The organism is Halorubrum rutilum (assembly GCF_024494565.1).
In genome coordinates this window covers 46319-60232 of sequence record NZ_JANHDN010000002.1, presented here as the reverse complement: position 1 = coordinate 60232, position 13914 = coordinate 46319, and the positions used below count along the sequence as shown (strand labels likewise).

Here is a 13914-nt window from a genome sequence, read left to right as displayed (position 1 = left end):
GGCGGCCCGCGTGCGGTCGCGGCGTCACGGTCGCGTCGCTCCGCGTTCGCGACCCCGGGCGGTACCGGATCGGCGATCGGCTCGCGACCCCGCCGGTCGCTACGCCAGTCGCTCGTCGCGGAACGCCCGGATGACGTCCTGCCGGGCGATGATCCCGACGATCCGCCCGTCCCCGTCCACGACCGGAACCCGGTTGATGTCGGGGTCGTCGCCGGCGAGCAGGTCGAGCACGTCGTCGACCGCGGCGTCGGGGGTCACCGTCGCCACGCCGGTGCTCATCACGTCCGAGACCGGGCGGTCGGCGTTCCGGACCATGTCGACGCCCAGGTCGAGGTCGGCCCACGGCGGCTTCACCTGATAGGTGAGCGTGTCGACGAACGGCGGGAGCCCCACCGGGATCCACAGCGTCTCGTCGTCGGGCTCGAAGAGGTCGACGAGGTCCGACTCGGTGACGACGCCGACCACGCGGTCGTCCGCGTCGACGACGGGGAACCCGCTGAACTCGTACCGGGCGAACTTCCTGAACACGTCGGCGACGTCGTCGTCGGCGGCGACCGTCTTCACGTCGGTCTCCATCAGGTCACGGGCTTGCATACGGTCGCCGTCGCGGCCGGGGCCCCTAGGCGTTTCGACCGCGGCGTTCGGGGCGCGTAGCGACGGGGCGCGCGGCGACGCGGTGCACGGCGACGCGGTGCGCGGCGACGACCGCCGGGAAAGATACACCCCCGAGCCGCCCCGTGACCCGGGTATGACCCACGAGCTTCGGCCCCTCGAACGCGTGCGGCAGGCCGTGGCGAGCCTGCTCCACCTCCCGCTGTCCGCGGTCGGGCTGTACGCCGAGCGGGAGACGCCCCGCGACCAGTACGCGCTCACGCTCCGCGAGCCGTACCCGGCCGTCGAGGCGCGGCTCCACCGGCTCGGGTTCGTCCGCAACCTCGTCTCCTCGCTGAAGTTCCGCGACTACGCGACGCCCCCCGAGACGTCGGTCGCCAGCTGGGCGCGGTACCCGGAGGGGGCGCTCGGCAGCGACTCCCAGCTCCACCTCGCGCTGTTCGTCGGCCCGGACCGCTCGACGACCGACGTGTACGCCCACTGGGAGCCCTCGTGGATCCGCCACCCGATCCGCCACTACCGGGCGACCGACGTCGACGCCGAGGAGGGCGTCGAGCGCACCCGCGCGCTGTTCGAGCGGGAGGGGATCGGGTACGCCGTGGTGCCGGCCGACGAGCGCGTCGCTCCCGAGGCGGCGACGGAAGGAAGCCGAGGGGACTGAGCCTACTCCTCGGCGGCGTCGTGGCCGCGGTACTCCTTCAGGCGCGCTCGGGCGGAGGCGACCGCCTCGCGGGCCTCGCCCTCCGCGCGCTCCTCTAACCCCTTCAGGTCGGCCTGGATCCGGTCCAGCCGCGACGGCTCCGGCTCCTCCTCCTCGGCGCCCACGAGCTCCTTCACGCGGGCCTCGACGGGCTCCAGCTCCTCTTTCACGCCCGCCTTCGCGTGCTCCGCCGCGCGACCGAGGTAGTACCGTGCGTCTTCGAAGTGCTTGCTCATATCTGTCCTTTGGGTAGCGACGGATATATCCTTTGTGGCCGCGCAGAGGCGACAGGATTCTCGGACGGGGCTCGGGACGCGACGCGGCCGCTCGCCGCTCGACGGACCGGCGATACGCGTAACGCGGGGGCTACAAGAGCGTCAGTACGTGGGCGACTCCTCGGGCTCGCCGTCGCGCGCGTTCGCGACGCGACCGAGCGTGAACAGCAGGTCGGAGAGGCGGTTGAGGTAGGAGACGACCGTCTCGTTGATCGGCTCGGAGCGCGCGAGCTCGACGACCCGGCGCTCGGCGCGGCGGGTCACGGTCCGGGCGTGGTGGAGGCGCGCCCCCGACTCGCCCCCGCCGGGGAGGACGAACGAGGTCAGCGGCTCCAGCTCCTCGTCGAAGGCGTCGATCCGGTCTTCGAGGGCCTCGACGAGCTCGGGCTCGACCCGCGGGTCGTCGGGGTCCGGGTCCGGGTTCGCGAGGTCGGCCTGCACCACGTGGAGGTGGTTCTGCACCGTCGCCAACAGCTCGTCGAGGTCGTCGTGACCCGTCGGGCGCACGGTGCCGATCAGCGCGTTCGCCTCGTCGACGGTCCCGTACGCCTCGATCCGCGGGCTGGACTTCGACACCCGGCTCATGTCCCGGAGGTCGGTGTCGCCCTCGTCGCCGCGGCCGGTGTAGATCGTCATGCGAGCGTCCGGTCGACGTACTCCAGGATGTTCGCGCTCTCGGCCATCGTCACGCCGCGCTCCTCGTCGATCAGGACGGGGACGCCGCGCTGGCCGCTGACCCGCTTCACCGCGTCGCGGTCGGAGTGGAGGGCGTCCACCCACTCGGTCTCGTACTCGATCCCGGCCTCGTCGAGCGCGTCGGACACCTTCTCGCACCACGGACAGCCGTCGAGGGCGTAGAGTCGGATCGCCATACCGACCGATCGGCGCGCGGCGGCAAGAAGGTACGGCCTCGGCGACGGTCGGACGCGGACCCCGGGTGTGCGGTCGGACGCGGACCCCGGGTGTGCGGTCGGACGCGGACCCCGATGTGCGGTCGGACGCGAACCCCGGCCCGCGCGGTCGCTCGCGGCCCGAGACCTACAGCCCGTGGTACGACGCCATCCGCTCGCGGAACGCGGGCGGGATCGGCGCCGGTTCGCCAGTGTCGGGGTCGAGGCTGACGAGCGTCGCCTCGGCCTCGGTCACCACCGCGTCGCCGGCCCGCAGCTCGTGGGTCATCGCGACGCTGGAACGGCCGAGCTCGGCGACGTCGACGTCGACCGCGACGGTCCCGTCCGTCAGCTCGACCGGCCGGCGGAAGTCGAGCGAGAGCGACGCCAGCACCGTCGACACCCGCGAGAGGTCGGCGTCGAGGACGTCGCGGAAGTACTCGGTCCGGGCCTGTTCGAGGTACGTCGCGTAGACCGCGTTGTTGACGTGGCCCATCGCGTCGATGTCGCGGAACCGGACGTCGATCTCGGCCGTGTACGTGCTCATGACAGGTCGTCCGCGGGGAGGGGTTTGTAGGCGTCGGGATCGGTCGGCGGCGCGCGCGGGACGACCGACCGAGGCGGGGAAGGCGCCGTCAGTACAGGAGCTCGTCGTCGTTCTCGATCATGTACAGCGACCGGGCGGCGATGTTGACGGCGTGGTCGCCGACGCGTTCGAGGTCCCGGATCGTGAGGAGGAGCCGCGAGACGTTCCGCATCGTCGCTTCCACGTCCGCCTCCTCGCGGAGCTCGTCGCGCTCGATGAGGTCGCGGACGACCAGGTCGCTCGCGGCCTCGCAGGCGGCGTCCACCTCGTCGTCGGCCTCGGCGACGGCGTAACACAGCTCTGGGTCCGACTCTGCGTACGCCGCCATCGCCTCGTCGAGCATCGCCAGCGTGTCGTCGCCGATGCGCTGGACGTCGACGTCGGGGAACGCCTCGCGGTCGGCCCGCTTCGCGTACTCGCCGAGGTTCGTCGCCAGGTCCGCGATCCGTTCGAGGTCGGTGATGATCTTGAACGAGGCGGCGATGAACCGGAGGTCGCCCGCCACCGGCTGCTGGAGCGCGATGAGGTCGGTGCACTGCCCCTCCAGTTCGAGGTAGAGGTCGTTGATCTCGGCGTCGCCGGCGATGACCTCCTCGCCCAGCTCGCCGTCCTGCGTCTCCAGGGCGTCGAGGCCCATCCGGAGCCGCTCCGCGACGACCTCGCTCATGTAGAGCACGTCGTCGCGGATCGACTCCAGCTTCGACTGGTACTGTTCGCGTGGCATCGTGTTAGCGTATCCGCCTCACCGAACGTACAAAAACACGTCGGCGACCGACCGATCGGTTTTCCGCCCCTTCGACGCCGAAAAGAACCGGAACGGGCGGGGGACGCGACGAGGGCGAGAGGTGGGTGGCGCCGCTCAACGGCGCGTCCGCCGCGCAGCGGCACGTCCGGCGGCCGAGTGCCCGGCCCGCCGGTCGGGGCGTTCAGAACGATGTCTCGTCCGCTTCGGTGGCGGCGCTCCCGCGGTCGTCGTACCCCTTCCGCCCGACCGCGTCCTCCGGGAGCAGCGACGTGACGAACTCCTCCAGCTCGGCCTCGGACCGGAACGCCTCGGGCTCGTCGTCGACCACGCCGAGTATCTCCGAGAGCGGCATCGCCTCCCCGTTCGCGAACTCGACGGTTGCCTCGTCGCACTCCTCGACGACGGTGTCGAAGGCGACGGGGTACTGACGGTCACAGACGTCGTTCAACGCCGTTTCGACATCCATACCTAACGTTCGTGAGGAACTCCAAAAAGGCTGATGCCAAACGGGCTCGCCGGCGGTCCGACCGCCGCGACGCGGCCGTCGGCTTCGGGCGCCGGTCGGTTCCCGGGCCGCTCCCGCTCACCCGTCGCCGAGCAGCGTCGCCATCGCCTCCACCGCCTCGGGCTCGAACGACCCGACGGTCGTCGCCGCGGCGGCGCCCGCCGCGTTCCCGATCGCCGCCAGCTCGCGCAGGTCCGTGACGCCGTCGCCGCGCGCGGCGAGGACGGCGGCGGCGAAGGCGTCGCCGGCGCCGGCGGTCGTCGCGACCGCGACGCTCGGGGGGGTCACCGCGACCCGCTCCGTGATCGCCCCGTCGCCGACGCGGAACCCGACCGTCGCCGACGCGCCGTCCGTGAGGAACGCGACCACCGAGCCGCCCGCCGGGAGACACGCCGCGAGGCCCTCGGGGGTCTCCTCGACGCCCGCGACGGCGAGGTCGTCTGTCCCCGCGAACAGCAGGTCACAGTGCGGGAGGACCTCGCGCAGCGCCGCCCGGTACGCCGCCGGCCCGCGCCACTGGTTCTCGCGTCCGTTCAGGTCGAACGAGACGAGCGCGTCGCCCTCGGCGGCCGCCCGCGCGAGCCGCAGCACGTCGGCCCGGTTGACCGCGGTCGGCAGCGTGACGCCCTCCAGGTGGACCCGCTCGTGGCCGCCGACGAGCGACGCCGGGTCGTCGGGCGGGGTGAACCCGTAACAGCTCCCCTCGACCCAGGCGTCCCACCGGTCGCCGTCGGCCGTCGGCACGTACAGCGTCAGGGGCGACGCCGCGTCGACGGCCGCGACGCGATCCGTCCGCACCGGCCCCGCGTCGAGCCGCCGCGCGGCCAGCTCCCCGACGCGGTCGGTCCCCACGTTCGTCACCAGCGTGGCGCGCTCGTCGAGCGCGGCGAGCCACCGCGCGACGTTCGTCGCGGTCCCGCCCACGTGCCACTCGAAGCGACCCCCCGGCTCGGTCGGACCCCCGCCGACCGGGTACAGGTCGATCGTCGCGTCGCCGACGACGAGCGTCCCGTCCGAGCGGTCGCTCATCGGCTCACCGCCGGGACCCCGACCGCCGCGCGTTCGTTCGACGACATCGGCGGGGCTTCGTCCGCCAGAGGAATTAATTGAGGCGGTCCCGAGGTGAACACGTGACCGATCAGCAACCCTCTCGGTTCATCCTGGCGTCGGCCGCCGTCTGCGTCGTCACGTGCGCCGCGGTCGCGGTCCTCCCGCCCCTGCTCGGCTCGTCCAGCGCGTTCACCGGCAGCGTCAGTTCGAGCGCGGTCCTCGGGCTGGTGTTCGCGGCGCGGAACCTCCAGCTGCTGCGGGCCGCGGGGACGCCGAGCCTCCCGCCGGCCGTCCTGACGACGATCTTCGGCGGCTGGTTCATGTTCGCGCCCCTCCTGTACCCCGACGTCGGGTTCCTCCCGACCGCCGGCACCCAGCTCGGCGGGACGGTGATCGCGACGTTCGGCCTCTACGTGACGGTCGCGGGGATCACCGAGGAGTGAGCCTCGCGGGGTCGGCGTCGCCGTCGGACCGTGGGTCTATTGCGAACGCGGCCCAACTCCCGGTATGGCGGACGGACCCTCGGACGTCGACCTCAAGCACGACCTGACGGACGACGTCGCGCTGGTCACGGGCGCGACCCGCGGCATCGGCGCGGAGATCGCCGCGGAGCTCGTCGACCTCGGCGCGACCGTGTACGCCGGCGCGCGGGACCCGGACGACGTCACCGCGGCCGACCAGCGCGCGGTCCGCCTGGACGTGACCGACGACGACGAGATCGGGGCGGCGATCGACCGGATCCGCCGGGAGACGGGCTCGCTCGACGTCCTCGTGAACAACGCCGGCGTCTTCCCTCGGTCGGGACCGCTCCACGAGATGGACCCCGCCGACTTCGACCGGACGATGGCCGTCAACCTCCGCGGCCCGGTGATGGTGACCAGGCGCGCTCTGCCGCTGCTGTTGGAACGGTCCGGGAGCCGCGTCGTGACCCTCTCGTCCGGGCTCGGGCAGTTCACCGAGGGGCGGATGGGCGGCGACTACCCCGCCTACCGGCTCTCGAAGGTCGGCGTCGGGGGGTTGACCGCGTACCTCGACGGCGAGTACGGCGACCGGGGGCTCGTCGCGAACGCGGTCTCGCCCGGGTGGGTCCGCACGGACATGGGCGGCGAGGGCGCGCCGCGGTCGCCGTCGACGGGCGCCGAGACGCCCGTCTGGCTCTCGCGGTTCGCCCCGGGGAGCCCGGCGGGCCACCTCTGGAAAGACAGGGAACGGATCCCGTGGTAGCCGGGGCGCGGGAGTTGGCCCTAGAGGCAGCCGAGGGTTGGCCCTGAAGATTGTCGAGAGTCGGTCCCGAAGGGAGCCGGGCGCCGGTCCCGAATTATTCACCCGCAACGGCCGGTTGTGAGAACCGTTGCCTATTCACGTCCCGGACGCCGGCAGTGGCGTATGGCGATCGACCGCGTGACGGTCTCACTCGACGAGGACGCGAAGGGGGCGCTCGACGATCTCACGGAACGGACGGGACACGGACAGAGCGAGCTGTTCCGACGCGCGCTGACGTTCTACGCGGCGAACTACCAGGCGGCGACCACCGACGCGGGGACGAAGCTCGGCGACTACCACAAGATGCTCTCCGGCGGCGAGCACGTGCTGCTCGACGTGGACTTCCTCCACTGCTTCCTCGACTACGTCTCCGACAGCGACGACGAGCCGGACCCCGAGTTCCTGGCGAAGGCGGACCGGGTCTCGGAGTACCACGCCCACGAGTACGACGGCGAGTTCGAGTCGCTCGACGAGCTGCTCGAATGGCTCTCGCTGTGCGGGTTCCTGAGCGTGCGCCGGAGCGACGACGACCGGTATCACGTCGTGTTCCCCTCCGACCAGATCCGGTGGTTCATGACCCGGTTCATCGAGCGGAGCGCGGCGAACCTCCCCTTCGACCTCGCCATCGAGGAGGGGGTGACGAAGGTCCTCATCACGGAGACGAGGCCGGACGACTGAGCGCTCGCCGGGAGTCGGCGCGACGATGTTCGATCGTATGCGGCGTTCACACCGGTTCACACGAGGGCATCGGAACGGGCATCGCGTGTGAACTCCTCACAACCACATATTTATGCCGAGATACATATGCCACCCGTAACCATGCCGAATGATACCACGTTCGCGGACCGGATCGAGCGGCGTCGGTTCCTCCGCCTGAGCGGCGCGGCGGGCGCGGCCGCCCTGGCGGGGTGTAGCAGTCAGGAGGAGCTCCAGGGCGACGGCGGCGACGGCGGGTCGTCCGACGGCTCCGACGGCTCCGACTCGGGCGACGGTTCCGACTCCGAGGACGGCGACGACGGCGGATCGTCCGGCGGCGAGCCGATCGGCGTCGGCGTCGTGATCCCGTTCAGCGGCGACCTCAGCGACTTCGGCCAGCCGATGCTGAACGGCCTGCGGATGGCGCAGGAGGACATCAACGCGGCCGGCGGACCGCTCGGACGGGAGATCGAGCTGTTCGACGAGGACTCCGAGACGAGCTCGACCGCGGGCGTCAACGCGGCGAACTCCCTCGTGAACACGCAGGGCGTGCCGGCGCTGATCGGGGCGGTGTCGAGCGGCGTGACGATCAGCATCGCGCAGTCGGTGACGATCCCGAACGACGTCCTGCACATCACGTCCGCGTCGTCGTCGCCGACGATCAGCACGCTGGAGGACGACGACCTCGTGTTCCGGACGCGGACGAACGACCGGTTCATCGCGCAGGTCATGGCGCAGATCATCGAGGACGACGGCGCGGACTCCGCGGCCGTCCTCTACATTAACAACGACTTCGGGGCGGCGCTCGCGGACACGTTCGAGGAGACGTTCGGCGGGACGACGACGGCCACGGTCGGCTACGAGTCCGGGCAGTCGTCGTACCAGCAGGCGCTGTCCGAGCTGTACGCCGACGACCCGGAGTTCATCGCGTACGCCGGCTACCCGGAGAGCGGCACCACGATCCTGAACCAGTGGAACGAGGAGGGGTACGGCGGCAACTGGGTGCTCCACACCAGCCTCCTCTCGCAGGACTTCCTCAACAACGTCGGCGCGGAGATCCTCGACGGGATGTACGGCGTGCGGACGCTCCCGCCGACCGGCGACGCGACGAGCAGCTTCGAGTCGGACTACGCCGACGCGTACCCGGACGCCGACCTGTTCTCGCCGTACTCGTGGAACTCGTACGACGCGCTCGTCTCGTACGCCCTCGCGGTCCACCACGCCGGCACGACCGATCCGAACGCGGTCAAGGAGAGCATGCGGCCGGTCTCGAACCCCGACGGCGAAACCGTGAGCTACGCCGAGGTCGGCGACGGGTTCGACCTGATCGACGACGGCACGGCGATCGACTACTCGGGGCCGAGCGGCCAGGTGAACTACGACGAGAACGGCGACGTCGCCAGCGACATGGTCATCGTCCGGGTCGAGGACGGCGAGTTCGTCGACCAGGAGACGGTCCCGGCCGGCGAGCTGATCTGACGGTTTCGGGCCCCGTAGCCGCGTTACGGGACGCCCGAGCGCTCTCACACTCACACATGATTCGCAGCCACACTCCCACACTCACACATGATTCGCAGCCACACCGGAACGACCCGCGGCCACAGGCGACGCGCGCATCGACTCTCCCGCGGCGGGAGGACCGATGAGTAGCGACGGCGCCCGCGTCGGCGTCGACATCGGCGGCACGTTCACCGACCTCGTCACGGTCACGGACGGGACGCTCGACGTCACGAAGACATCGTCGACGCCCGACGCGCCCGAGGTCGGCGTGACGGAGGGACTCGAACAGACGCGGGAGGCGACCGGGATCCGATTCGACGACGTCGGGTTCTTCGCGCACGGGACGACGGTCGCGACGAACGCGGTGCTGGAGGGCGACTGGGCGGAGACCGCGCTGGTCACGACCGAGGGGTTCCGCGACGCCCTCGAGATCGGGCGGCAGGCGCGCCCCGACATCTACGACTTCCAGACGGAGAAGCCCCCGACCGTCGTGCCGCGACACCGCCGGTACGAGGTCCCGGAGCGGATGGACGAGCGGGGCGACGTCTCGACCCCGCTCGACGAGGCCGCCGTCCGCGACGTGGCGGAGCGGCTCGCGGCGGCGGACGTGTCGAGCGTCGCGGTCAGCCTCCTCTTCGCGTACGAGAACGACGCCCACGAGCGCCGCGTCCGGGAGATCCTGGAGTCCGAGGGCGTCGAGGCGTCGGTCTCGCTTTCGAGCGACGTGTTGCCCGAGATCCGCGAGTACGAGCGCACGCTGACGACGGCGCTCAACGCGGCGCTGAAACCGGTGATGGACCGGTACCTCGGGAACCTGGAGGCCGAGATCGCCGACCTCGGGGTCCGCCCCGACCTCGAGATCATGCAGTCGAACGGCGGGATCATCACCGCGGACGTCGCGCGGACCCGCCCGGTGAACACGCTGCTCTCGGGCCCGGCGGCCGGCGTGCAGGGCGCGAGCTACGTCGCCGGGCTGGCCGGCGTCGAGGACCTCATCACGATGGACATGGGCGGCACGTCGTGCGACGTCTCGCTCGTCGAGGGCGGCGACCCGATGGTCGCCACCGACGTCGAGGTCGGGGAGTACCCGGTGAACGTGCCGATGATCGACGTCCACACCGTCGGCGCCGGCGGCGGGTCGATCGCGTGGATCGACGACGGCGACGCGCTCCGCGTCGGGCCGCGGTCCGCGGGCGCCGAGCCGGGGCCGATCTGCTACGGCCGCGGCGGGACGCGCCCGACGATCACCGACGCGCAGCTCCTGTTGGGCCGCCTGAACCCGGACGCGTTCCTCACGGACGAGCTGTCGGTCGACGTCGACCGGGTCGAGGCGATCTTCGAGCGGGAGCTCGCCGACCCGCTCGACACGTCGGTCGAGGCCGCCGCGCAGGGGGTGCTCGACGTCGCGAACGCGAGCATGGAGCGCGCCCTGCGCGTGGTGTCGGTCGAGCGCGGCCACGACCCGCGCGACTTCGGGCTCGTCGCCTTCGGCGGGGCCGGGCCGCTTCACGCGACGGCGCTCGCGGCCGAGCTCGACGTCCCGCGGGTGCTCGTCCCGCGGACCGCCGGCGTGCTCTCGGCGCTCGGGCTGCTGATCAGCGACGTCCTCTACGACTACAGCACCTCCCGCGTCCGGAGCTGGGAGGCGGTCGACCCGAGCGACCTCCGGGAGACCTTCGACGAGTTCGTCTCGCGCGGCCGCGAGCAGCTGGAAGCGGAGGGCCTGGACGCGTCGCAGACGCAGTTCGAGCGGTCGGTCGACCTGCGGTACGCCGGGCAGTCCTTCGAGCTGTCCGTCCCGGTCCCGGAAGGACCGATCGACTCGGGGACCAAGGCGGCGATCCGCGACCGGTTCCACGACAGACATCGCCAGCGGTACGGCCACGCCTACGACGACGAACCGGTCGAGCTGGTCACGCTCCGCACCCGCGCCCGCGGCGTCGTCGAGACGCCGGACCTCCGACAGGACGCGGTCGAAGGGGACGTCGCCGGCGCGGTCGCGGAGGAGCGGCCGGTGCACTTCGACGGGGACGTGCGCGACACGCGCGTCTACCGGCGGGAGCGGCTCCCCACCGACGCCGAGTTCGCCGGGCCGGCGATCGTCGAGGGCGCGGAGAGCACGGTCGTCGTCCGCCCCGGCCAGACGGTCGCGGTGGACGAGTACGGCACCCTCGTCGTGGAGGTCGACCCATGAGCGACGAGACGGACCCGGACGTCGACCCCGTGACCCTCGAAGTGACGCGGAACGCGGCCGCGGCCGTCTGCGAGGAGATGAACGCGAACCTGATCCGCACGGGGTACTCGCCGAACATCAAGGAGCGCCGCGACTGCTCGTGCGCCCTGTTCGACGCGGACGCCGAGATGGTCGCCCAGGCGGAGAACATGCCCGTCCACCTCGGCTCCATGCCGTTCTCCGTCCGGGCCGCGGTCGACCGGTTCCCGCGCGAGTCGCTGGACCCCGGCGACGCGATACTGCTCAACGACCCGTTCTACGGCGGGGCGCACCTCCCGGACCTCACGCTCGTCACGCCGGTGTACCACGACGGCGAGCTCGTCGCGTTCACCGCGAACCGCGCGCACCACGCGGACGTCGGCGGGTCACGCGCCGGGAGCGTCTCCGCGGACTCGACCGAGATCTACCAGGAGGGGCTCCGGATCCCGCCGGTGAAGCTCTTCGAGGCGGGCGAACCGAACGAGGCCGTCTTCGAGATGGTCCTCTCGAACGTCCGGACGCCCGACGAGCGCCGGGGCGACCTCCGCGCGCAGGAGGCCGCGAACGAGACCGGCCGCCGGCGGTTCTCCGAGCTCGCCGAGCGGTACGGGGCCGACGAGCTGACGGTCGCGCTGGAGGAGATCAAAGACTACTCCGAGCGCCGGATGCGGTCGGAGATCGAGTCGCTGCCCGACGGGACGTACTCGTTCGCAGACGTGCTCGACGACGACGGCGCCGGGACCGTCGACCTCCCGATCGAGGTCGCGCTGACGGTCGACGGCGACGAGGTCCGCGTCGACTTCGCCGGGACCGCGGACCAGACCGCCGGCCCGGTCAACGCGGTGTTCGCCGTGACCGCGTCGGCGACCTACTACGCCGTTCGCTGCGTGACCGATCCGGAGATCCCGCCGAACCACGGCTGCTACCGTCCGGTCACGATCGACGCCCCCGAGGGGAGCCTCGTGAACCCGGACCCGCCCGCGGCCGTCGTCGGCGGGAACTTGGAGACGTCGCAGCGCGTGACGGACGTCGTGCTCGGGGCGTTCGCCGAGGTCGTCCCCGAGCGGGTCGTCGCGGGCTCGCAGGGGACGATGAACAACGTCACGTTCGGCGGGCGGGACCCGCGGTCGGACGAGCCGTACGCGTTCTACGAGACCCAGGGCGGCGGGTTCGGCGGCCGCGCCGGGAAGGACGGGCTGGACGGCGTGCACGTCCACATGTCGAACACGATGAACACGCCCGCGGAGGTGCTCGAAACGGCGTACCCGCTGCGCGTCGCGCGCTACGAGCTCCGGGAGGACTCGGGCGGCGCGGGCGAGTTCCGCGGCGGGCTCGGGCTGCGCCGCGACATCACCGTCAGGGACCACACGGCGACGTTCAGCCTCCTCGCCGACCGACAGACCCACCGGCCGTACGGGCTGTTCGGCGGCGGCGACGGCGAGTCCGGGAGCGCGGTCCGGATCGACCCCGACGGCGACGCAGCGCGCCTCCCGCAGAAGTCCACGCACGCGCTGCCGCCGGGGACGACGGTGAGCATCCGGACGCCCGGGGCCGGCGGGTACGGCGACCCGGCCGCCCGGTCGACGGCCGCGATCGAGCGCGACCTGCGCGCGGGGAAGCTCTCGGTCGAGCGGGCCAGAGCGGCGTACGGCGACGACGCGATCGACGAGGTCCTCGGGTCGGGACCCGACCCCGAGAAGGAGGGTGAGCGACCGGATGAATGACCCGAACCGACCCCCCGCTCGGCCTGCGCGTCGCGCCCCACCTCGCCGTCGTGAGCGTGGGCTACGTCATGTTCGGGTACGCCGGCGTTCCGGAGTTCTACCTGGGCCGGTACGAGATCGGCTACGCCTCGTTCGGCCTCATGCTCTCGGCGACGCTGCTCCCGTTCGTCCTAGTGCAGTGGCCGGCCAGCAGGCTCGTGAAGCGGACCGCGACGACCCGGCTGTTGATCGCCGCGACGGTCGCTCAGGCGGCGCTCGCCTCGACCGTGGACTTCGCCCCGACGTTCCCGGCGGCGCTCGGCCTCCGGTTCCTGTGGGGGCTCGGGGCCGGGCTGGTCCTCAGCGTCGGCGCCACGCACGTCGCCCGCCTCTACGACGGCGACGCCGCGAGCCGGCAGCAGGGCGTCTACGGCGGGATGCTGACGCTCGGCGGGGCGTTCGGCTTCCTGATCGCGCCCCGGCTCGCGGCCGCGACGAACGGGATCGGGATCCACGCGCTCGGCGCGCTCGGCGCGGTCCCCGCCGTCGGCGCGCTGTACCGGAACCGATCCGACCGACTGACCGCCCCGCCGAACGCGGCCTCCGGCGCCGCCGACGCGTCGGCGCTGACGGACCGGGTCGTGCTCCTCGCGTCGCTCTGCTACGTCGCCGCCATCGGGTCGTACCTGACGCTGTCGGCGTTCGTCACCGCGTACTTCGAGGACGTCGGGATCGGCGGGCCGCTGAACGCGCTCGTGCTCGGCGTCGCGACCCTCGGCCGGGCGGCCGGCGGGAGCGCCGTCGTCGGCCTCCCCGTCACCGATCCGAGGGTCATCGCGGGCGCGTCGACGGTCGCCGCGCTCGGGTTCGGGGCGCTCGCCGCGGCGCCGTCGGGCCCGCTCCGCGTCGGGCTGCCGGTGCTCGTCATGCTGGCGGTGTCGCTCCCGTTCGGCGCGATATACAACGTCGCCGCCGGCGCGACCGCCGCGGAGGGCAGCGCGCTGGCGACGGTCATCGCGATCGGCAACCTCGTCGCGCTCGCGTTACCGGCCGTCACGGGGTCCATCCGGGACGCCACGGGCGGGTACGAGGGCGCGTTCGCGCTGCTCGTCGGACTGAACGCGCTCGCGGTCGGCTCGGCGGTCCTCATCGCGCGAGCGCGCCGATGACGCGACGC

16 protein-coding genes are annotated in these 13914 nt (G+C 72.2%); 8 read left to right on the top strand and 8 right to left on the bottom strand.

All coding sequences use genetic code 11. The annotated features are described in order from the left end of the window. Positions 1-99 precede the first annotated feature (99 nt). Positions 100-594, bottom strand: a complete 495-nt coding sequence (locus tag NO900_RS03740) for a CBS domain-containing protein (RefSeq protein ID WP_256407881.1) — start codon at positions 592-594, stop codon at positions 100-102. Between the two features lie 154 nt (positions 595-748). Between NO900_RS03740 and NO900_RS03735 the strand changes: the two genes are divergently transcribed. Beyond that, positions 749-1273: a hypothetical protein gene (locus NO900_RS03735; protein WP_256407880.1), complete on the top strand. Its 525-nt coding sequence runs from the start codon at positions 749-751 to the stop codon at positions 1271-1273. Between the two features lie 2 nt (positions 1274-1275). Here the strand turns inward: NO900_RS03735 and NO900_RS03730 are convergent, their stop codons facing one another. The 7 genes from NO900_RS03730 to NO900_RS03700 all read right to left on the bottom strand — a co-directional run bounded on the left by NO900_RS03730 (position 1276) and on the right by NO900_RS03700 (position 5342). Then, positions 1276-1548, bottom strand: coding sequence for a DUF7553 family protein (locus tag NO900_RS03730; RefSeq protein WP_256407879.1), 273 nt, complete (start codon positions 1546-1548; stop codon positions 1276-1278). A 141-nt stretch (positions 1549-1689) separates the two neighbouring features. Then, positions 1690-2223, bottom strand: a complete 534-nt coding sequence (locus NO900_RS03725; RefSeq protein ID WP_256407878.1) for a cob(I)yrinic acid a,c-diamide adenosyltransferase — start codon at positions 2221-2223, stop codon at positions 1690-1692. Continuing rightward, positions 2220-2459 (bottom strand): glutaredoxin family protein, encoded by a 240-nt coding sequence (locus tag NO900_RS03720; RefSeq protein ID WP_256407877.1) that lies wholly within the window; start codon positions 2457-2459, stop codon positions 2220-2222. The genes NO900_RS03725 and NO900_RS03720 overlap by 4 nt, the downstream gene beginning before the upstream one ends. A 166-nt stretch (positions 2460-2625) precedes the next feature. Next, a complete protein-coding gene (locus NO900_RS03715) occupies positions 2626-3024 on the bottom strand; it encodes an acyl-CoA thioesterase (protein WP_256407876.1) in 399 nt (132 codons plus the stop codon). Positions 3025-3112: 88 nt separating this feature from the next. Then, positions 3113-3787, bottom strand: coding sequence for a phosphate signaling complex protein PhoU (gene phoU, locus NO900_RS03710; RefSeq protein ID WP_256407875.1), 675 nt, complete (start codon positions 3785-3787; stop codon positions 3113-3115). 202 nt (positions 3788-3989) lie between these two features. Next, a complete protein-coding gene (locus NO900_RS03705) occupies positions 3990-4274 on the bottom strand; it encodes a DUF5789 family protein (protein ID WP_256407874.1) in 285 nt (94 codons plus the stop codon). Between the two features lie 117 nt (positions 4275-4391). Further along, complete coding sequence (locus tag NO900_RS03700) at positions 4392-5342, bottom strand: carbohydrate kinase family protein (protein ID WP_256407873.1); 951 nt, start codon at positions 5340-5342, stop codon at positions 4392-4394. A 101-nt stretch (positions 5343-5443) separates the two neighbouring features. On the opposite strand from NO900_RS03700, the gene NO900_RS03695 reads away from it, so the two are divergent. The 7 genes from NO900_RS03695 to NO900_RS03665 all read left to right on the top strand — a co-directional run bounded on the left by NO900_RS03695 (position 5444) and on the right by NO900_RS03665 (position 13906). Further along, complete coding sequence (locus NO900_RS03695; RefSeq protein ID WP_256407872.1) at positions 5444-5806, top strand: hypothetical protein; 363 nt, start codon at positions 5444-5446, stop codon at positions 5804-5806. Positions 5807-5870: 64 nt separating this feature from the next. Beyond that, positions 5871-6587, top strand: coding sequence for an SDR family NAD(P)-dependent oxidoreductase (locus NO900_RS03690; protein ID WP_256407871.1), 717 nt, complete (start codon positions 5871-5873; stop codon positions 6585-6587). 162 nt (positions 6588-6749) lie between these two features. Beyond that, positions 6750-7304, top strand: coding sequence for a ribbon-helix-helix protein, CopG family (locus NO900_RS03685; RefSeq protein WP_256407870.1), 555 nt, complete (start codon positions 6750-6752; stop codon positions 7302-7304). A gap of 141 nt (positions 7305-7445) precedes the next feature. Further along, positions 7446-8801, top strand: a complete 1356-nt coding sequence (locus NO900_RS03680) for an ABC transporter substrate-binding protein (RefSeq protein WP_256407869.1) — start codon at positions 7446-7448, stop codon at positions 8799-8801. A gap of 163 nt (positions 8802-8964) precedes the next feature. Then, a complete protein-coding gene (locus NO900_RS03675; RefSeq protein ID WP_256407868.1) occupies positions 8965-11016 on the top strand; it encodes a hydantoinase/oxoprolinase family protein in 2052 nt (683 codons plus the stop codon). Further along, positions 11013-12758 carry a hydantoinase B/oxoprolinase family protein gene (locus tag NO900_RS03670; RefSeq protein ID WP_256407867.1) on the top strand — a complete coding sequence of 582 codons (1746 nt, stop codon included), beginning with the start codon at positions 11013-11015 and terminating at the stop codon, positions 12756-12758. Before NO900_RS03675 ends, NO900_RS03670 begins: the two co-directional genes overlap by 4 nt. Further along, a complete protein-coding gene (locus tag NO900_RS03665) occupies positions 12755-13906 on the top strand; it encodes an MFS transporter (protein ID WP_256407866.1) in 1152 nt (383 codons plus the stop codon). The genes NO900_RS03670 and NO900_RS03665 overlap by 4 nt, the downstream gene beginning before the upstream one ends. Positions 13907-13914 lie beyond the last annotated feature (8 nt).